Origin of the sequence: Drancourtella sp. An57 (genome assembly GCF_002161525.1) — a bacterium.
Taxonomy (GTDB): domain Bacteria; phylum Bacillota; class Clostridia; order Lachnospirales; family Lachnospiraceae; genus Sellimonas; species Sellimonas catena.
Window position 1 is genome coordinate 47,230 of sequence record NZ_NFHY01000014.1, and the last position, 19,054, is coordinate 66,283.

17 protein-coding genes are annotated in these 19,054 nt (G+C 48.9%); 16 read left to right on the forward strand and 1 reads right to left on the reverse strand.

Going from position 1 to position 19,054, the window contains the following annotated elements:
• Nucleotides 1-18 precede the first annotated feature (18 nt).
• The 7 genes from B5G11_RS12010 (at nucleotide 19) to B5G11_RS12040 (ending at nucleotide 6,931) form a co-directional block, all read left to right on the forward strand.
• Nucleotides 19-336, forward strand: a complete 318-nt coding sequence (locus B5G11_RS12010; protein ID WP_087169487.1) for a (2Fe-2S)-binding protein — start codon at nucleotides 19-21, stop codon at nucleotides 334-336.
• Nucleotides 333-1,412: an NAD(P)/FAD-dependent oxidoreductase gene (locus B5G11_RS12015; RefSeq protein ID WP_087169474.1), complete on the forward strand. Its 1,080-nt coding sequence runs from the start codon at nucleotides 333-335 to the stop codon at nucleotides 1,410-1,412. The genes B5G11_RS12010 and B5G11_RS12015 overlap by 4 nt, the downstream gene beginning before the upstream one ends.
• A gap of 5 nt (nucleotides 1,413-1,417) precedes the next feature.
• Nucleotides 1,418-2,251 carry a (2Fe-2S)-binding protein gene (locus B5G11_RS17015; protein WP_204229606.1) on the forward strand — a complete coding sequence of 278 codons (834 nt, stop codon included), beginning with the start codon at nucleotides 1,418-1,420 and terminating at the stop codon, nucleotides 2,249-2,251.
• Nucleotides 2,252-2,255: 4 nt separating this feature from the next.
• Complete coding sequence (locus B5G11_RS12025; RefSeq protein WP_158099278.1) at nucleotides 2,256-3,431, forward strand: FAD-dependent oxidoreductase; 1,176 nt, start codon at nucleotides 2,256-2,258, stop codon at nucleotides 3,429-3,431.
• A 28-nt stretch (nucleotides 3,432-3,459) separates the two neighbouring features.
• Nucleotides 3,460-4,350 (forward strand): dihydrodipicolinate synthase family protein, encoded by an 891-nt coding sequence (locus tag B5G11_RS12030; RefSeq protein ID WP_087169471.1) that lies wholly within the window; start codon nucleotides 3,460-3,462, stop codon nucleotides 4,348-4,350.
• Between the two features lie 45 nt (nucleotides 4,351-4,395).
• On the forward strand, nucleotides 4,396-5,802 hold the full coding sequence (locus B5G11_RS12035) for an aldehyde dehydrogenase family protein (RefSeq protein ID WP_087254044.1): 1,407 nt from the start codon (nucleotides 4,396-4,398) through the stop codon (nucleotides 5,800-5,802).
• Nucleotides 5,803-6,187: 385 nt separating this feature from the next.
• Nucleotides 6,188-6,931 carry an Rpn family recombination-promoting nuclease/putative transposase gene (locus B5G11_RS12040; protein WP_204229608.1) on the forward strand — a complete coding sequence of 248 codons (744 nt, stop codon included), beginning with the start codon at nucleotides 6,188-6,190 and terminating at the stop codon, nucleotides 6,929-6,931.
• 66 nt (nucleotides 6,932-6,997) lie between these two features.
• On the opposite strand, the gene B5G11_RS12045 is transcribed toward B5G11_RS12040, so the two are convergent.
• Nucleotides 6,998-7,840: a glycerophosphodiester phosphodiesterase gene (locus B5G11_RS12045; protein WP_087254050.1), complete on the reverse strand. Its 843-nt coding sequence runs from the start codon at nucleotides 7,838-7,840 to the stop codon at nucleotides 6,998-7,000.
• Nucleotides 7,841-8,006: 166 nt separating this feature from the next.
• On the opposite strand from B5G11_RS12045, the gene B5G11_RS12050 reads away from it, so the two are divergent.
• The 9 genes from B5G11_RS12050 to B5G11_RS12085 all read left to right on the forward strand — a co-directional run bounded on the left by B5G11_RS12050 (nucleotide 8,007) and on the right by B5G11_RS12085 (nucleotide 19,048).
• Complete coding sequence (locus B5G11_RS12050; RefSeq protein ID WP_087254053.1) at nucleotides 8,007-8,693, forward strand: GTP pyrophosphokinase family protein; 687 nt, start codon at nucleotides 8,007-8,009, stop codon at nucleotides 8,691-8,693.
• An 83-nt stretch (nucleotides 8,694-8,776) separates the two neighbouring features.
• On the forward strand, nucleotides 8,777-11,701 hold the full coding sequence (locus tag B5G11_RS12055) for an insulinase family protein (RefSeq protein WP_087254056.1): 2,925 nt from the start codon (nucleotides 8,777-8,779) through the stop codon (nucleotides 11,699-11,701).
• Nucleotides 11,702-11,752: 51 nt separating this feature from the next.
• Nucleotides 11,753-12,667 carry a GTPase Era gene (gene era, locus B5G11_RS12060; protein ID WP_087254058.1) on the forward strand — a complete coding sequence of 305 codons (915 nt, stop codon included), beginning with the start codon at nucleotides 11,753-11,755 and terminating at the stop codon, nucleotides 12,665-12,667.
• A gap of 54 nt (nucleotides 12,668-12,721) precedes the next feature.
• A complete protein-coding gene (locus B5G11_RS16215; protein ID WP_138372364.1) occupies nucleotides 12,722-12,916 on the forward strand; it encodes a hypothetical protein in 195 nt (64 codons plus the stop codon).
• Nucleotides 12,843-13,592 carry a DNA repair protein RecO gene (gene recO / locus B5G11_RS12065; RefSeq protein ID WP_087169465.1) on the forward strand — a complete coding sequence of 250 codons (750 nt, stop codon included), beginning with the start codon at nucleotides 12,843-12,845 and terminating at the stop codon, nucleotides 13,590-13,592. The genes B5G11_RS16215 and recO overlap by 74 nt, the downstream gene beginning before the upstream one ends.
• A gap of 131 nt (nucleotides 13,593-13,723) precedes the next feature.
• Complete coding sequence (locus tag B5G11_RS12070) at nucleotides 13,724-15,115, forward strand: glycine--tRNA ligase (protein WP_087169464.1); 1,392 nt, start codon at nucleotides 13,724-13,726, stop codon at nucleotides 15,113-15,115.
• Nucleotides 15,116-15,184: 69 nt separating this feature from the next.
• Nucleotides 15,185-16,147: a leucine-rich repeat domain-containing protein gene (locus B5G11_RS12075; RefSeq protein WP_087254061.1), complete on the forward strand. Its 963-nt coding sequence runs from the start codon at nucleotides 15,185-15,187 to the stop codon at nucleotides 16,145-16,147.
• Between the two features lie 12 nt (nucleotides 16,148-16,159).
• A complete protein-coding gene (locus B5G11_RS12080) occupies nucleotides 16,160-17,512 on the forward strand; it encodes a VWA-like domain-containing protein (protein WP_242959053.1) in 1,353 nt (450 codons plus the stop codon).
• A gap of 3 nt (nucleotides 17,513-17,515) precedes the next feature.
• Nucleotides 17,516-19,048 (forward strand): AAA family ATPase, encoded by a 1,533-nt coding sequence (locus B5G11_RS12085; RefSeq protein ID WP_087169462.1) that lies wholly within the window; start codon nucleotides 17,516-17,518, stop codon nucleotides 19,046-19,048.
• Nucleotides 19,049-19,054 lie beyond the last annotated feature (6 nt).

Genomic DNA, 19,054 nt, shown 5'->3' on the forward strand with positions numbered 1-19,054 from the left:
AAGATGGAAACAGATACAATGAGAGTATTACATCATCCGATCCTGGGAGAACTCGGTCAGGATGACTATGTGGAGATTATCGTGGATGGAAAAAAGCTTCAGGCAAAGAGCGGCGAGACGATCGCAGCGGCGCTGATGGCAAACGGAATCCACATTCACAGATATACAACGAAAAAGCATGAGCCGAGAGGTGTGTTCTGCGGCATCGGACAGTGTACGGACTGCGTCATGACAGTGAACGGGAAACCGAATGTCCGTACCTGCATCACTCCGGTGGAAGACGGTATGGTAATTGAGACACAACAGGGATTCGGAAAGAGAGGCACGAAAGAATGAAAAGAGAAGTAGTAATCATCGGCGGCGGCCCGGCAGGGCTTGCGGCGGCAATCGAAGCAAAAAAAGACGGCTGTGACGTGCTTCTCGTAGATGAGAACAGACGTGCCGGCGGTCAGCTTTTCAAACAGCTTCACAAATTCTTTGGTTCCAGGGCACACCGTGCCGGCGTCAGAGGAATCGATATCGGAAAACAGCTCCTTCAGGAGACGGAAGAACTTGGAATTGACTTCTGGCTGAACAGCGCCTGCATCGGAATTTTCCCGGACAAGAGAGCAGCAGTATTGAGAGATGGAAAAACAGAAATCATAGAGGCGGAGAAACTTCTTCTTTGCACAGGCGGCGCGGAGAATCCGCTCCGGTTCCCGGGATGGACTCTTCCGGGTGTCATGGGAGCAGGTGCGGCACAGACGATGGCAAACGTACAGAGAGTGCTTCCGGGCAAGAGGATTCTGATGATCGGATCCGGAAATGTAGGTGTGATCGTTGCCTACCAGCTCCTTCAGGCAGGGGCGGACGTAGTCGGAATCGTGGAAGGAATGCCGAAGATCGGTGCTTACGGTGTGCACGCGGCGAAAATCCGCCGTGCGGGAATTCCGTTCTATCTTGGCAGCACCATTGCAGAGGCTAAGGGAACGGACCATGTAGAAAAAGCAGTGATCGCAAAATTTGAAAACGGACAGATTGTAAAGGGCACGGAGATGGAAACCGATGTGGACGTCATCTGTGTGGCAGTCGGACTCCGTCCGCTTTCCGAACTGGCACAGATGGCAGGAGTACAGCATGATTTCATTCCGGAAATGGGCGGATGGATGCCGCTTCACAACGCGGATATGGAGACGAGCGTGCCGGGAATCTACGTTGCCGGAGATACGGCGGGAGTGGAAGAGGCCAGCACAGCGATGGATGAAGGAAGACTTGCGGCGGCAGCAGCTGCGGAAGCACTTGGACATCTGACGAAAGAACAGGCAGAAGAGAAAAAGGCCGAAATCAGAGAGAGGCTGGATTCCCTGAGGCAGGGACCGTTCGGAGACCGGAGAATGGCGGCAAAAGAACGGATCATCAAGAAGGGGGTTTAATAGAGATGGCAACAGGAATCATTTATGATGGATACCCGTCTATGGACGAAATCAAAGAGGCAAATGGATGGCCGGACGAAGAACGCTTCGCGAAAGGCCCGGTGGCAGTGGTTGAGTGTGTACAGCAGATTCCGTGTAATCCTTGCGAATCCGCATGCCCGCTTCATGCAATTCATATCGGGGAACCGATTACCAATACGCCTCAGGTAGACAGAGAAAAATGTATCGGATGCGGCATGTGCGTTGCAGCCTGTCCGGGACTTGCGATTTTCCTTGTAGATAAGAGCTATTCCGAGACAGAAGCCACAGTCAGCTTCCCGTTTGAATACGATCCGCTTCCGGAAAAAGGAGCAGAAATAGACGCCCTTTCCCGTGCGGGAGAGTATGTCTGCAAAGGACGTGTGATCAAGGTAATGAATCCGAAAAAGAACGACCACACACCGGTTGTAACCATTGCGATTCCAAAGGAGCATGCGGACACTGTCCGGACAATGAGAAGACTGAAACTTCCGGAAGCACACGAAGGATTCCGCCCGGTAGAACCGGAAGGACCGCTGGATGACGATGTGATCGTATGCCGCTGTGAGGAAATTACAGCAGGAGAAATCAGAAAAGCGATCCGGGAATACCATGCGACAACTGTGACGGAAGTCAAGAGAAGAGTCCGTGCCGGAATGGGACTCTGCCAGGGCAGAACATGCGGCAAACTGGTGAGCCGGATTATCGCAGAAGAAACAGGCAAAAAGATGAATGAAATTCAGGGAAGCACGGACCGGCCTCCGGTACGCCCTGTAACATTTGGAGAACTTGCAGAAGATGGAGAAGATCAGGAGGGATAAAAACATGGGCAAAGCATATGATGTAGCGGTCATCGGGGCCGGTGCCATCGGATCATCCGTGGCATACTTTAACGCAAAAAAGGGAGCCTCTGTCGTCCTGATTGACGCCGGGGACATTGCACAGTCCACAAGCAGCAGAAGTGATGGAAATGTTCTTGTCTGTGACAAACAGCCGGGATTTGACGCTCTGTTTGCAAAGGCCAGCCAGGATATGTTCGAAGGCTTAAGCAAAGAGCTGGATTATGATTTTGAGTGGAGACAAAGGGGAAGTCTCTTTCTCACAGAGACGGAAGAAGAATTTCAGATGGCGTCCGAGTTCTGTGAATCTATGAAGAAATGCGGAATTCCGATGCGGATGATGGACAGACAGGAAGTTCAGGATGATGAACCGTATCTTGCAAAAGATGTCTATGGGGGACTGGAAACCATGTCGGACGGCTCGGTTTATCCGATTGGACTGACTTATGGTATGGCATTGGGAGCAGAGAAAAAAGGCGCGGTGCTTTCTTTACATAACCGTGTCAAAGGAATCCGCCGGGACGGAAACGCATTTGTCATTGAAACAGAAAACGGGGAAATCGCAGCGAAGAATATTGTGGACGCCTGCGGAGTATGGGCCCCGGTGATCGGAAAGATGGTAGGACTTGACATTCCGATTCAGGCCCGCCAGGGACAGATCCTGGTTTCCGAGCAGACCTTCCAGGTGGCAAGAAGAAAAGTACATGAATTCGGATATATGTCCACAAAGTTCCAGAGCGACGGATACAAGCGTCCGGTATCGGAACGGGTGGAAAAATACGGAGTTGCTTTCGTATTTGAGCCGACAGCATCCAACAACTTCCTCATCGGTTCTTCCAGAACCTTTGCAGGAGAAGATACAAGAAGCAGCATTGAAGTCATGAAGGCAATGGCAGAGCGTGCGATCCGTTTCTTCCCTGTAATCGCAGATATCAAAGTGATCCGTTCCTACAGTGGACTTAGACCTTACACGCCGGACCACATGCCGATCGTATCCGGCACTCCGGTAGAAGGCTTCTACATTGCGGCCGGACACGAAGGAGACGGAATCGGACTTTCCCCGATCACAGGAAAAGTCATGGCAGATATGATTGCGGGAGAAGAACCGTTTATGGATTTAAGCCCGCTGAAATTTGACCGGTTTGCAGCCGGACAGGCATAGAGAGACGACAAAGTCAAGGAGGTAAAACATGAACACACAGTTTCAGGGCATTTATGCCGTAGTAGTCACACCATTCCACGAGGACGGAACATTTGATTTCGAGTCAGCAAAGAAAAATCTGGACTGGCTGATCGAACAGGGCGTGCAGGGAGTCTGCATCCTTGGAGCAACAGGTGAATATCAGAGTATTTCCGATGAAGAACATATGGCATATGTAAAAGAGATCGTTCCATATGTAAAGGACCGTGTCAGCGTTATTGTAGGGGCTTCCAGAGAACGCCCGGAAGACGTGGTCAAACTTGTCAACAACATCAAGGAATGCGGCGCTCATGCGGCAATGGTGCTTCCATCCTTCTACTGCCATCCGGCACAGGACGAGATCGTTGAGCACTACCGTTATATTGAAGAGCAGACTCAGTTCCCGATCGTGGCATATAACAATCCGGGATCTGCCGGAATCGAAATTGGCCAGGAAGCATTCCGGGAGATCATGGCACTTCCATACACAGCGATCGTAAAAGAGTCCAGCGGAAGCATGCAGAAGCTGACAGAAGTCCTGATGGATGCTCCGGAAAAGGTATCTGTATTCTGCGGATGCGACAATCTTGCATATGAAAGCTTTGCCGACGGTGCCTGCGGATGGATCTGCATGCTTGCAAATGTAGCTCCGAAACAGTGCGTGGAACTTTACGAGGCGGTTTATGTAGAAGGAGATCTGAAAAAAGGAAAAGAAATCTACAAAGAGATTCTGCCGGCGCTGAATGTGCTGGAGTCATTCCCGAAGCCGGTGCAGGCGTTAAAATACGGCCTTGGCAAAAAGGGATTAAACGGTGGATATGTCAGAAGACCGCGTATGGAATTAAATGATGAAGAAAAAGCATATCTTTCCGAAGCAATGAAATTTGAAACACTTCGATAGGTTATAGAACAGGCATAAAATTTCAGAAAGAGAGGTAAGAGCAGTATGGAAATCCGTAAACTGTACATCAATGGAGAATGGGTAGATTCATCACAGGACGAGTGGATTGAGATCGAGAATCCGGCTACGCACGAAATCATCGCCAAAGTACCAAGAGGAAACAAAGACGATGTAGACAGGGCAGTAAAGGCTGCAAGAGCAGCATTTGAAACATGGCAGTACACTCCTCTGGAAGAAAGAGTGGAGCTGATGAAAAAAGTTGTGGCCGGTCTGGAAGAAAGACGCCAGGAACTGATCGAGACCATCACCAAAGAACTTGGTTCTCCGTACAAGGTTTCCGCGGAAGTACATACGGATCCGTTTATTCTGGAAGCAAAACATTATATCAAGACCGCTTCTGAATTCCCGTATGAGCAGAGAAGACTGACTTCTGTCGTAAGAAGAGAACCGGTGGGCGTTGTCGGAGGACTGACTCCGTGGAATTTCCCTCTGGAGCAGATTGAAAAGAAAGTTGTGCCGGCGCTTCTGGCAGGAAACTGTGTTGTATTAAAACCAAGCCAGTACACTCCGCTGACCGCATACATTCTCGCAGAAGAAATTGACAAGGCAGGATATCCGGCAGGTGTCTTCAACCTGGTAACAGGACGGGGCGGAGAAGTCGGAAATGCCCTTTCCACACATGAAGACGTGGACATGATTTCCTTTACAGGATCTACAGGAGCAGGCCGGGAAGTGGCAAGAATGGCTCTTGGCAATATCAAAAAGATTGCACTGGAACTCGGAGGAAAATCCGCTGCCATCCTTCTGGACGGCGGAGACTGGGAAAATGGAATTCATTCTGTACTGGAGACTGTCGTACCGAACGCAGGACAGACATGCAACGCGCTGACAAGACTTCTGGTGCCGAAGGACGGACTTGCACGCGCAGAGGAAATCATCAAAAAACAGCTGGAAGAATACAAATACGGACCGGCCGATGATCCGACGGTAACACAGGGACCGCTTTCATCCAAAAAGCAGTTTGACCGTGTCAAAGGCTACATTGAACTTGGATTACAGGAAGGTGCCAGAATGGTAGCCGGAGAAGTGCCGGAAGATAACGGAAGCTATTATGTAAAACCGGTGATCTTCAGTGATGTAAAACCGGATATGAGAATCGCACAGGAAGAGATCTTCGGACCGGTACTGGTAGTGATCCCTTATGAGACACAGGAAGAAGCGGTTCAGATTGCAAACGACAGCATCTACGGACTGGCAGGCGCTGTATTTGGCCCGGAAGAAGAGGCAAACAAAGTTGCACGCCAGATGAAGACAGGAACTGTTTACGTAAACGAAGGACAGTGGGACCCGACATCCCCGTTCGGCGGATACAAACAGTCCGGACTTGGAAGAGAAGGCGGTGTAGAGGGATACGAAGAATTCCTCGAAATCAAGACAATCTACGACAAGTAGGATAAAACATGCCATAATAACCTCACGAAGCACGGGGCAGCGGCTCGTAAAGAGCTGCTGCCTCTTGTGCTTTTTAGAATATTCTGCTATGATGAAGAAGACTTCTCTTTTTCTGTGTTCATTCTGAAAATGCAGTCTGATTTCATATCCGTGTTCTAATCTTTTGTCAAATTTATCATCAAATCTATCATCAAATCAAAGGAGGCTTCTGCCTATGAGTAAAAAACAAAGAAAACCAATATCCAAAAAGAAAAACACATCTTCGAATCATCATGTCAATTCTAAATATAAAGATACACTTTTCCGAATGATATTCCGTGACAAGAAAAATCTGCTCTCTCTTTATAATGCTTTAAACAAAACATCTTATACAAATCCCGATGATATGAAAATTACAACACTGGAAGATGTGATTTATGTGGGAATGAAAAACGATGTGTCCTTTTTATTCTCAAGTATCATGAATCTCTTCGAGCATCAAAGCACATTCAATCCGAATATGCCAGTTCGCGGACTGCTTTATCTGGCACGGATTTATCAGAATTACATCCGGGAGAATGGGCTGAATATATACAGTTCTACCCAGATTTCTTTACCAGTACCGGTATATGTGGTATTCTATAATGGACGAAAAGAAGAAGCTGAATACCAGGAATTAAAACTTTCGGATGCTTTTAAAAAGTCAGAATTTTCCGGACAGGCGGCTCTGGAATGTCGCGTCATCATGCTGAATATCAATCTTGGACACAACAAAGAACTGTTCGAGGATTGTAGAATCCTCTGGGAATATGCATATTTTATCAATGAAGTCAGGGAGAATCAGAAAAAAGGTAGTTCCATAGAAGTAGCAGTCCGGCAGGCACAGAAGAGCTGTATCGAACAGGACATTCTGAAAGAATTTCTGGAGAAGAACAGTGCGGAGGTGAGCGATGTGATTCTGGAAGAATTTAATGAGGAACAATACGCCGAAGGGCTTAGGGAAGAGGGACGCCAAAAAGGACAGGAAGAAGGAAAAGCGAAAACATTAATCAGCCTTTATCAGAAAAATCTGTTGACGCTTGAGCAGGCAGCGGAAGAGTATGGAACGACAGTAGAGGAATTCCAGAAGCTTTTAGCTAGGAAAGTCTGAAAAGAAGATGGAAAATAAAGTACGGGGCAGCAGTTCTTTACGAGCCGATGCCCCGTTTTGTACAGATCAGGAGCAATTCCGGATATCCGATTCTTCCGGAAGAAAGCCCTCGAAAATAAAGTAGTCAAAAACATGCTCGCAGGCATAATATTCCCGCGGGGATTTTACTGTCCAGGCGAAACATGGAATGCCAAAAACCACCCGGCAGATCGTCAGGGAAAGGGCGCTTCTTGCATGGTGGTCGTAGGCAATGAAGTCCGGCTTTGTCAGAAAGTTGGTCAGCAGATGCCGCGGGAAATAATAGACAGGGTGCACCCGTCCGTCATCCTTGTGAAAATTCATTCCCAGCTGGCCTCTGACGGTATACGGCCGGTATTTCCGAAACCACATCAAAGCCACCGGATGGAAAGATTCGATGCAGTAAGAACCACTGTAATGATCCAGAAGCTCCGCGGCCTTCCGGCAGATGGAACTTCCCACATGTTTATATTTAATCTCCACAAGGAGCGGCACTTTGCCATCTACCAGATCCAGCACATCCTGAAACAGCGGAATGTGCTCAGCCGTATCAAGAACAGGAAGAGCTTTCAGCTCTTCATAAGTCAGCTCATCCACATCTTTTTCAACTCCGCAGATGCGCTTCAGATCAAAATCGTGTGCGGCAACAACCTGACCGTCTTTTGTCAGCTGGACATCCAGTTCGATTCCGTATCCGTGCTCTACAGCGCGCCGGAAAGCGGCCATGGTATTTTCCGGAATTCCGAGACTTAAGTCATGAAGCCCACGGTGGGCATAAAATTTCCCGGGCATCCGCTTCGGACGTCCGATCAATCTTGGCGCGATGGAAAGCAGGTAAAAAAGCCCTGCGGTCAGTCCTCTTTTTATCCATGAATGTCTATTATCTGTCATGATACACTCCTCCTCGACAAAACCATTGCTTTCTTTTATGATAGCACAAATCCGGCAAAGGGGCAGAAAAATGTTTATAGTTTTTTCATTGGAGTTTCCATGTGCGCTTTGTTATACTATAGTGAGGAATCAATGTTCCATATTGATACAAGAAGAGGTGCGACTAATGAAAGAAAACTTGAAAGAGGTCTATACACAGCGTACGGACAGCTGTGATATGGCAAACAGCGTGGAATTCACAGCACTGATGAATAAATATAAATGTGCGATCATGGAAGTTGAGACAAAACTGAACGTACTGGATGCCGAGTTCTCGCTGAATTATGATCGAAATCCGTTTGAATCCATAGAGACGAGGCTGAAGTCTCCGGCCAGTATCATGGAGAAGCTGAAAAGAAAAGGGTTTGAGCCGACTTTGGAAAATATCGAGAAGAATCTTTTTGACGTGGCGGGCATCCGTGTTGTCTGCGCGTTTCAGGAGGACATTTACAAACTGGCGGAGCTTCTCACAGGGCAGGATGACATCCGGCTTCTGCGGACAAAAGATTACATACAGCATCCAAAGGAGAATGGATACCGGAGCCTGCATCTGATTCTGGAGGTCCCGATCTTTCTGGCAGACGGAAAGGAATATATGAAAGTGGAGGTGCAGTTCCGTACGATCGCCATGGATTTCTGGGCAAGCGTGGATCACCGTCTCCGTTACAAAAAGGAGATCGATGATGAGGGAGAGATCCAGAAGAAGCTGAAACGGTGCGCTACAGTGATCTCCGAGCTGGATCAGGAAATGCAGGATATCCGGAACATGATCGAAAAGAGCAACGGACAGAAACAAAAGCCAAGATATACCTGATTTGCGGTCGGAATGTTTTACGAACCCGGAAAACATGGTATACTATAGAACAGGAAAATTTGAATCGAAATGAGGAGATTGGAATGGACAGTAAGAAATTACAGGCATATGAGCTGATACAGGAGAGAGACCTGAGCGGGATCAAGGCAAAAGGGACGCTTCTCCGTCATAAAAAAAGCGGGGCAAGGATTGCCCTGATCGAAAACGATGATGATAACAAAGTGTTTTCGATCGCATTCCGTACGCCTCCTGAGGACAGTACGGGACTGCCGCATATTCTGGAGCATTCGGTACTCTGCGGATCAAAGGAGTTTCCGGCAAAGGACCCGTTCGTGGAGCTGGTGAAAGGATCGTTAAATACATTCTTAAATGCGATGACTTATCCGGACAAGACCGTATATCCGATCGCAAGCTGCAATGACCAGGATTTCCAGAACCTGATGCATGTTTACATGGATGCGGTATTCTATCCGAATATTTATGAGAGTGACAAGACATTCCGTCAGGAGGGATGGAGCTACGAGCTGGAAGATCCGGACGGAGAGCTGAAATACAACGGCGTTGTCTACAATGAGATGAAGGGAGCGTTTTCCTCCCCGGACGGCGTACTGGACCGGATGATTTTAAATTCGCTTTTCCCGGACACTTCCTATTCCAATGAGTCAGGTGGAGATCCGGATGCGATCCCGTCACTGACATACGAAGACTTCCTGAATTTCCACCGGAAATATTACCATCCGTCCAACAGTTATATTTATCTGTACGGCGATATGGATATGGAAGAAAAGCTCCAGTGGCTGGATGAGAAATATCTGAGCAGATTTGAAAAAGCCGAAATCGATTCGGAGATCCGCCTGCAGAAGCCGTTTAATGAGCCGGTAGAGTGGAAGCGGTATTATTCCATCGCAGCAAACGAGTCTGAGGAGATGAATACCTATCTGTCCTACAACAAGGTAATCGGCACCAGTCTGGACGAGAAGCTTTACCTTGCATTTTCCATTCTGGACTATGCATTGTTGTCCGCACCGGGTGCGCCGTTAAAGAAAGCGCTGACAGATGCAGGAATCGGACATGATATTCTGGGATCCTATGATAACGGAATTTACCAGCCGACATTCTCCGTGATTGCAAAGAATGCCGAAGAGTCACAGAAAGAAGAATTTGTACGTGTGATTGAATCCACTCTGGAAAAGATTGTCAAAGAGGGAATAGATCCGGACGCTTTGACAGCAGGCATCAATTATCATGAGTTCCGCTACCGGGAGGCGGATTTTGGCAGCTACCCGAAGGGGCTGATGTACGGACTTCAGATGTTCGACAGCTGGCTGTATGATGAAGAAAGTCCGTTCCTTCACATCGAGGCACTGGACACGTTTGCATTTTTGAAAGAGCAGATCAGTACTTCCTACTATGAAGATCTGATTCAGAAGTACCTTCTTGATAACACCCATGCTTCCATTGTCATGATCTGTCCGAAGAAAGGACTGACAGCGGAAGCAGACCAGAAGCTCCATCAGAAGCTTCAGGACTATAAGGCGGGTCTCTCCAGAGAAGAAGTGGAGAAGCTTGTGCAGGATACGAAAGATCTGAGAGCGTACCAGGAGGAGCCGACTCCGCCGGAAATTCTGGAGAAGATTCCGGTGCTGAAAGTCAGTGATATTTCCGAAGACATTGCTCCGATTTATAACGAAGAGCAAAAAGCCGGGGATGTTCCATGTATCTGTCATCCGATCGATACAAACGGAATCGGCTATCTGACACTGATCTTTGATCTTCGGACATTAAGCGAGAAAGAGATCCCGTATGCAGGACTTCTGCAGGCAGTGCTCGGCATTATCGATACCGAACATTACGAGTACGGCAAACTGTTCAATGAGATCAACCGACGCACGGGAGGCATTGAGACATCCCTTGAAATGTACACCGACGTCACAAAAGTGAAGGAGAAAGAATTCCGCCCGACGTTTGAGATCAAGACGAAAGCGATGTACGGCCAGCTTCCGTTTGCCCTCTCTATGATGGAGGAAATTCTGATGCGGTCGGTGCTTACAGATGAGAAGAGGATCAAAGAGATTCTGGACATGCTGAAATCCAGACTTCAGATGAAGTTCCTCTCTGCGGGACACAGTTCCGCCGTGCTGCGTGCCATGTCCTACAGTTCGCCGCTTGCGCGCTTTAAAGACATGACAAACGGAATTGAGTACTACGAGACCGTCAGCCGGATCGCAGACCATTTTGAGGAAGAAAAGGATCGTCTCATGGAGATGCTGCAGACGATCAGCCGCAAGGTATTCCGGAAAGATCGGATGATCGTAAGCTATACGGGAGAACCGGAAAGCAAAGAACCGGTACTTCAGGAGATCGAGAAGTTCTCAGGATGTCTGCACACGGAAGAAGTGGAAGAGTCCGGTTTCCAGCTCGCATGCGCGAAGAAAAACGAAGGATTCCAGACTTCCTCCAAGGTACAGTATGTGGCAATGGCAGGAAACTTTATCGATGCCGGAGCAGAGTACCACGGGGCGCTTCAGATTCTGAAAGTTATCATGGGATACGAATACCTCTGGCAGAATATTCGTGTCAAAGGCGGCGCCTATGGATGCATGAGCAGCTTTAACAAGCTGGGAGAAGGCTATTTTGTCTCCTACCGGGATCCGCACCTGAAAAATACGCTGGAAATTTACCAGGGTGTGACCGAATATCTGAGAAACTTTGATGTCAGTGACCGGGATATGACAAAATTCATCATCGGTACCATCAGCAATATGGATCAGCCGATGACTCCGGCTACCAAGGGCGACCGTTCCATGAATCTTTACATGAATCATGTGACGGAAGAGATGATCAGAAAAGAAAGGCTGGAAGTTCTCCGTGCAACGCAGCAGGATATCCGGAATCTGGCGGATATCGTGGAGAAAGTATTACAGGCAGACCAGATCTGTGTCATCGGAAATGAAGACAAGATTGAGCAGGAAAAAGAAATCTTTACCGAGGTGAAGGCGCTGTTTTAGGTGCCAGGTCCTCCGGTTCGGAGAGTTTACAAAGGAAAGAGGAACGGGATTTTGACAGAGAATAAGCAGTATAAATCAGGATTTGTGACACTGATCGGGCGGCCGAATGTGGGAAAATCCACGCTGATGAATCAGCTGATCGGGCAGAAGATCGCCATCACATCCAATAAACCACAGACAACGAGAAACCGGATTCAGACCGTACTCACAACGGACGAGGGACAGATCGTCTTTGTGGACACGCCGGGAATCCACAAGGCAAAAAACAAGCTTGGCACCTATATGGTGAATGTGGCGGAGCGGACACTCAATGAGGTGGATGTCGTACTCTGGCTTGTGGAGCCGTCCACTTTTATCGGTGCGGGAGAGCAGCACATTGCAGAGCAGCTGAAGAAAGTACACACACCGGTGATTCTTGTTATCAACAAGGTGGATAAAGTAAAGCGGGAAGAGCTTCTTCCGTGCATCGCAAAGTATAAAGATATCTACGATTTTGCGGAGATTGTTCCGGTCTGCGCAAGAAACGGAGAGAATACAGACGAACTGGTAAAGGTGATTCTGCAGTATCTGCCGTACGGACCACAGTTTTACGATGAGGATACGGTGACGGACCAGCCGGAGCGCCAGATTGTGGCGGAACTGATCCGGGAGAAGGCACTGCACAGCTTAAACGAGGAGATTCCGCATGGAATCGCGGTAGTGATCGACCGGATGAAATTCCGCAGGGGACAAAAAGGAACCATCGCGGATATCGATGCGACGATCATCTGTGAGCGGGATTCCCACAAAGGAATTATCATCGGAAAACAGGGCAGCATGCTTAAAAAGATCGGCAGTACCGCCAGATTCGAGATTGAGCGGATGCTGGACTGCAAGGTCAATTTAAAGCTGTGGGTGAAGGTGAAAAAAGACTGGAGAGACAGCGAATTTCTGATGAGAAATTTTGGATACCGGGAAGAAGAATAACAAAAGAAAAATCGGAGAACCTAATTTTATTCCAAAAGATGAAGAGGTGATCCGATGAATGAAGACTACTGGGCACGGTTTGAGATGACCGGAAAAGTAGAAGACTATCTGACCTACAAAGGGATAACGGCTCATAAGGCCGAAAAAGACCGGGATCAGAACGAAAGCCGGAAGGATGAAGAAAGTGAGCCAGACGATTACCGTGACAGGAATGATTCTGTCAGCGCTTCCGATTGGAGAATACGATAAAAGAGTGGTGATCCTCTCCCGTGAGCGGGGGAAGATCTCCGCTTTTGCCAGAGGTGCAAGGCGGCCGAACAGTATGCTTGTCGGGACGACGGGCCCGTTTCTGTTCGGCACCTTTACGCTTTACGAAGGAAGATCTTCGTATACGCTACAGCAGGCGGAGATTCAGAATTATTTCGGAGAGCTTAGAACTGATATCGAAGCCGTGACATACGGGTTTTATTTCCTGGAATTTGCCGAATACTGTACAAGAGAGAATAATGACGAGACGGAAATTTTAAAGCTTCTCTATCAGACGATGCGGATTGTCGTAAAGAGAAGCATTTCTCTTCCCCTGATCCGGTGCATCTTTGAACTGAAGATGATCTGCCTCGAAGGGGAGGCGCCGCAGGCCTTTGCCTGCGCCGGATGCGGCAGGACGGAGGAGCTTTCCCGGTTCAGCGCGTCGAGGGGCGGCATGCTCTGCCCGGACTGTGCCGGACAGGCGGCGGATGTACTTCCGTTTGGACAGTCTGCGCTTTACGCCCTGCAATTTATTGAGGGGACGCCGGTGGAGAAACTTTACACCTTTACGGTGAGTGATGATGTGCTGGCGCAGCTGAAAAAGGCAGCAAAGCGGTGCGTAGATGTGTACATAGGACATACATTCCGGTCGCTGGAGATGCTGGAAATGATTTAAGCAGGGCTCCGGGCCGGAAGAACGGCCGAATTGTCAGGAAAACAGGACGCAAAAACAGGGGATGTGCTTGCAAAAGCGGGCGAATTACCGTATAATGGAAACAATTTTAGAAGAATGTGAGGTAAAAGACGATGGTAGAAAAAACAATGGACAAAATCGTAGCTCTTGCCAAAACCAGGGGGTTTGTATATCCGGGATCCGAAATCTATGGTGGACTTGCTAATACATGGGATTACGGAAATCTCGGCGTAGAACTGAAAAACAATGTGAAGAAAGCATGGTGGAAGAAATTTATTCAGGAAAATCCTTACAATGTCGGCGTAGACTGTGCGATTCTGATGAATCCGCAGACATGGGTTGCTTCCGGACATCTCGGAAACTTCAGCGACCCGCTGATGGACTGTAAAGAGTGTAAGGAGCGTTTCCGTGCAGATAAACTGATTGAAGATTATGCGGCAGAACACGGGATTGAGCTGAAAGAAAGCGTAGACGCATGGTCCCATGAGAAGATGATGGATTTCATCAATGAACACCAGGTTCCGTGTCCGAGCTGCGGCAAGCACAATTTCACGGACATCCGGGAATTCAATCTGATGTTCAAGACATTCCAGGGAGTTACAGAGGATGCGAAAAACGTCGTTTACCTCCGTCCGGAGACTGCTCAGGGTATTTTCGTCAACTTTAAGAATGTACAGCGTACTTCCAGAAAGAAGATCCCGTTTGGAATCGGACAGATCGGAAAATCTTTCCGTAACGAAATTACACCAGGTAACTTTACCTTCCGTACAAGAGAGTTCGAGCAGATGGAGCTGGAATTCTTCTGTGAGCCGGGAACAGACCTGGAGTGGTTTAAATACTGGAAAGATTTCTGCTACAACTGGCTGAGAGATCTTGGTATGACAGAAGACGAGCTGCGCGCACGTGACCATGAGCCGGAAGAGCTTTCCCACTACAGCCGTGCGACAACAGACCTCGAGTTCTTATTCCCGTTCGGATGGGGCGAGCTTTGGGGTATTGCAGACCGTACCGATTACGACCTGACACAGCATCAGGAAGTATCCAAGCAGGATATGACATACTTTGACGATGAGAAGAAGGAAAAATACCTGCCATACGTCATCGAGCCGTCACTTGGAGCAGACCGTGTCGTACTTGCGTTCCTCTGCGCAGCATACGATGAGGAAGAACTGGAAGGAGGAGATACAAGAACAGTCCTTCACTTCCATCCGGCTTTAGCTCCGGTGAAGATCGGTATCCTTCCGCTCTCCAAAAAGTTAAACGAGGGTGCGGAGAAGATTTATGCCGAGCTCAGCAAATATTACAACTGTGAGTACGACGACCGTGGAAACATCGGAAAACGGTACCGCCGTCAGGATGAGATCGGTACACCATTCTGTGTGACCTATGATTTTGAATCCGAGGAAGATGGCGCAGTAACTGTACGTGACCGTGACACGATGGAGCAGGAGCGTGTAAAGATCGAAGATCTGAAAGCTTATTTTGAAAAGAAGTTTGAATATTAAAAAACGAGGCCGGGAGCAGTTGTCTTCCGGCCGCTGTTATGCAGTGATTTATTCTGGCAGGAGGGAGTCATGTATCCGGAAATACATTATAAAACAGAATCAAAAGAATTTAAGACCGTCACCATCTTCGGATGCTACGGGGAGAGTCCGGAGGTCTTCCTTCCGGATACCATCGATGGCCTTCCGGTAACAAGAATTGCAGACTATGGATTTGCGCAGACAGAGGAAGAGGAAGGCATGGCAGTCTTTTTGCCGGACGGGGAGCGAAAATCAGAAGCGCGGAAGCGGCTCTGCGGCGGACAGGTGGAGGAGATCCATCTGCCGGAGGAGCTTGGTGAAGTAGGGCGCTACGCCTTTTACCGCTGCTTTCGGTTAAAACGACTGTCCTTTACGGACAGCCTGACCAGTATCGGCGGAGGTGCCTTTACCGGATGCCAGTTAAGCCATGTGGAAATCCGCTGCAGAAAGTCGCGCCAGACCTGTCTGAGACAGATTCTGGAGGAACAACGGTTTGAACTTGCGGTCCATATCTCCTATGAGGATCAGGAACAGATCGAGACAGCCAGTCTGATCTTTCCGGAGCACTACGAAGAGGCGGTGGAGAATACGCCGGCCCGGATCGTGGAGACGCACTACCACGGATCCGGCGGAGACTACCGGCAGTGTGTCTATCATAAGGAGATCGATTATGAGGAGTACGATTCCCTTTTTGTAAAGGCAAAAGCAAGAGAGGATGTCCGCACTCTGATCCGGATTGCGCTGGCCAGACTTCGGGAGCCGTACCGGCTTACCGGACAGGCAGAAGAAGAGTACGCAGATTTCCTGAGGGGCTGTGCCGGGGAGACCGCCGGATTTCTGCTTGAGGCGGATGATATGAAGACGGTACGATTTCTTCTGGATCAGAAGATATGGAAAGGTGAGGCACTGGAGACGGCGCTTACTGTTGCAGAGAAAAAAGGACATGCTGAAATGTCAGCCCTTCTCCTGCAGGCCGGAAGGAAACGGAGTGGAAAGAAAACGTTTGATCTGTAATCAGAAAAATGTATGAAGATGGATAAGGAGGAAGAGATGGCAGAGACGATCAGCGAAGAGCAGGCCGCGCGAATGAATGCCCTGGGAAAGGAAATTCTGCGGACAGCGAGAAATGAGTTATATTTGAAAATGCGGTACCTGGACGTGGCGCTTTCCAGCCTGCGGTTCCAGATGGACGGGGAGATTGGCTCCATCGGAACAGACGGGCAGGGGCTTTACTTTCATCCGGGATGGCTTGGCGGAGCTTACCGGGAAGACCGGAAGAATGTCAACCGGGCCTATCTCCACATCGTCCTGCACTGTCTGTTCGGGCATCTTTATCTGAGAGGTAAACGGGATCCCCTCTTCTGGGATCTGGCCTGCAATATCGCAGTGGAGTCCATTATCGACAGCCTTTCCTGCCCTTGTGTCAGACGGGCACCATCCTGGCTGAGAAAGGACGTATACCGCAGACTGAAAAACAGCACGAAGGTGCTGACAGCACAAAAAATCTATAAAAGTCTGACAGCATGGGGAATGAGTGAGAAGAAGCGGATGGAACTGGAAGCCGAGTTCGGGGCGGACAGCCATCTTTACTGGCCGGACCCGGAGGAAAATAAAAAGCGGCCGCCAAATGAGACAGAGAATAACTGGAAACAGATCAGCGAGCAGATGGAACTGAATCTGGATACTTTCGCGCAGGAAGAGGCAAGTGCTTCCGGAGACCTTCTGGAAGAGCTTCGGGTCGCCAACAAGAAGCGCTACGACTACCGGGAATTTCTGAGAAAGTTTTCCGTGTGGCGGGAAGAGATCGGTGTGGATGACGACAGCTTTGACTACGCCTTTTATCATTACGGACTGTCCATGTACGGCAATATGCCGTTGATCGAGCCGCAGGAGACAAAGGAAGTCAAAAAGATTGAAGAATTTGTCATTGTGGTGGATACGTCCATGTCCTGCTCCGGAGACCTGGTGCGGAAATTTCTGGAAGAAACGTATGATGTCCTGAGCGAAAATGAGAGCTTCTTCCGAAAAGTTCATATCCGGATTCTTCAGTGCGATGAACAGGTGCAGGAGGATGTGAGGATCGAGAGACAGGAAGACTGGGAACGCTATATGCAGGAGCTGAAACTCTATGGCGGCGGCGGAACCGATTTCCGTCCGGCCTTTGCCTATATTGACAGCCTGATTGAACAGGGAGCGTTCCAGAATCTGCGGGGCGTGATTTATTTTACAGACGGATACGGCACCTACCCATCCCGGATGCCATCCTACGAGACGGCGTTCGTCTTTATCGACGACGGATCGAGGGACATCCGGACACCGGCATGGGCAATCCGGCTTGTGCTGGATGAAGCGATATTTATGGAAAGCGAGGAAGAATAGAGGATGCATATCAAACGAGCAAAGCAGGAAATCAGGGATTCCATCGAGGCTTATCTGCAAAAAGACGCGGACGGACATTACCTGATCCCGTCGATCCGGCAGCGGCCGATCCTTCTCATGGGGCCTCCGGGAATCGGGAAGACCCAGATCATGGAACAGGTCGCAAGAGAATGTGGAATCGGCCTGGTTTCCTATACGATTACACACCATACCCGGCAGAGTGCGGTAGGACTTCCGTTTATCCGGGAGCGCAGCTATGGCGGGGAAGTCTGTTCCGTCACGGAGTATACGATGAGCGAGATTATTGCGTCAGTTTACGAGAAGATGGAGGAGACCGGGTTAAAAGAAGGCATCCTCTTTCTGGACGAGATCAACTGCGTCTCGGAGACACTGGCGCCGACCATGCTGCAGTTCCTTCAGTGCAAGATGTTCGGAAACCACAAAGTACCGGAAGGATGGATCATTGTGGCGGCAGGCAACCCGCCGGAATACAATAAGTCCGTGCGGGAATTCGACATTGTGACACTGGACCGGCTGAAACGGATTGACATCGAGGAAAATTATGACGTATGGCGGGAGTACGCCTACGAGGCACAGATCGATCCGGCGATTCTTGCTTATCTGGAAATCCGGAAGGATCATTTCTACAGGGTAGAAAATACGGTGGATGGAAAGCAGTTTGTGACGGCCAGAGGATGGGAGGATCTCTCAGAACTTCTCCGCGTATACCGGATGCTTGGTAAGAAAGTGGACCGGGAAGTAGCGCACCAGTATTTACAGAACTGGGAAATAGCAAAGGAATTTGCCAATTATCTGGAACTGTACGAGAAATACAAGAAAGACTACGGTCTGGAAAAGATTGTACAGGGCATTTACGGGGAGGATGTTCTCGAAAAGCTGAAATTCGCCGCCTTTGATGAACGGTTCAGCATTGTAGGCATGTTAAACGGAAAGCTTGCCGAGTATTTCCGGGCGTACCAAGAGGAAGATGCCAGAACAGAACGGCTGTTTGCGGAATTAAAAGTATACAAAGAGGAGCACAGCCTGTCAGCAGTGATTGAACGACTTCGGGCAGAACTGGCGTCGAAAAAGAAGGCAGGGCTTCTGACCGGAGCCATGGAAAAACTGGAAACTTCGGTGATTACAGAGCTGGAATCCTATGAGCAGCGGTGGAAGCTGACCGAAGCGGCGGCAAAAGGCGCCGGATGGGACGAGGAGTTTGCTTTTGTCAAGGAAGCATTTTCCGGACAGGTGGAGAAGCGGCAGACAGTTACGGATCAGGCGATGGAAGCACTGGAAAACACATTCCGGTTTCTGGAGGACGCCTTTGGCGAAAGTCAGGAGATGGCGGCCTTTCTGGCAGAACTCAACACCAACGGGGACAGTATCCGGTTCCTGAGGGATAATGACTGCCCGTATTTCTACAAGTACAATAAAGGACTTTTGTTTGATGAGAGACAGAAGGAGATTCTGACAGAGATGGAAAATCTTGAAAAAAGTATTGACACATCTGCGCTTTCATCCTATAATGAGTAAAAATTG

Excerpts from the sequence above, each read along its gene's own strand:
- B5G11_RS12050 (WP_087254053.1), top strand. The coding sequence starts at position 8,007 with ATGAAAGAAAACTTGAAAGAGGTCTATACACAGCGTACGGACAGCTGT.
- B5G11_RS12080 (WP_242959053.1), top strand. The coding sequence starts at position 16,160 with ATGAAGATGGATAAGGAGGAAGAGATGGCAGAGACGATCAGCGAAGAG.
- B5G11_RS12035 (WP_087254044.1), top strand. The coding sequence starts at position 4,396 with ATGGAAATCCGTAAACTGTACATCAATGGAGAATGGGTAGATTCATCA.
- B5G11_RS12010 (WP_087169487.1), top strand. The coding sequence starts at position 19 with ATGAGAGTATTACATCATCCGATCCTGGGAGAACTCGGTCAGGATGAC.
- B5G11_RS12040 (WP_204229608.1), top strand. The coding sequence starts at position 6,188 with ATGAAAATTACAACACTGGAAGATGTGATTTATGTGGGAATGAAAAAC.
- B5G11_RS12075 (WP_087254061.1), top strand. The coding sequence starts at position 15,185 with ATGTATCCGGAAATACATTATAAAACAGAATCAAAAGAATTTAAGACC.
- B5G11_RS16215 (WP_138372364.1), top strand. The coding sequence starts at position 12,722 with ATGAATGAAGACTACTGGGCACGGTTTGAGATGACCGGAAAAGTAGAA.
- B5G11_RS12025 (WP_158099278.1), top strand. The coding sequence starts at position 2,256 with ATGGGCAAAGCATATGATGTAGCGGTCATCGGGGCCGGTGCCATCGGA.
- recO (WP_087169465.1), top strand. The coding sequence starts at position 12,843 with ATGAAGAAAGTGAGCCAGACGATTACCGTGACAGGAATGATTCTGTCA.
- B5G11_RS12015 (WP_087169474.1), top strand. The coding sequence starts at position 333 with ATGAAAAGAGAAGTAGTAATCATCGGCGGCGGCCCGGCAGGGCTTGCG.
- B5G11_RS12030 (WP_087169471.1), top strand. The coding sequence starts at position 3,460 with ATGAACACACAGTTTCAGGGCATTTATGCCGTAGTAGTCACACCATTC.
- B5G11_RS17015 (WP_204229606.1), top strand. The coding sequence starts at position 1,418 with ATGGCAACAGGAATCATTTATGATGGATACCCGTCTATGGACGAAATC.
- B5G11_RS12055 (WP_087254056.1), top strand. The coding sequence starts at position 8,777 with ATGGACAGTAAGAAATTACAGGCATATGAGCTGATACAGGAGAGAGAC.
- B5G11_RS12070 (WP_087169464.1), top strand. The coding sequence starts at position 13,724 with ATGGTAGAAAAAACAATGGACAAAATCGTAGCTCTTGCCAAAACCAGG.
- B5G11_RS12045 (WP_087254050.1), bottom strand. The coding sequence starts at position 7,840 with ATGACAGATAATAGACATTCATGGATAAAAAGAGGACTGACCGCAGGG.
- B5G11_RS12085 (WP_087169462.1), top strand. The coding sequence starts at position 17,516 with ATGCATATCAAACGAGCAAAGCAGGAAATCAGGGATTCCATCGAGGCT.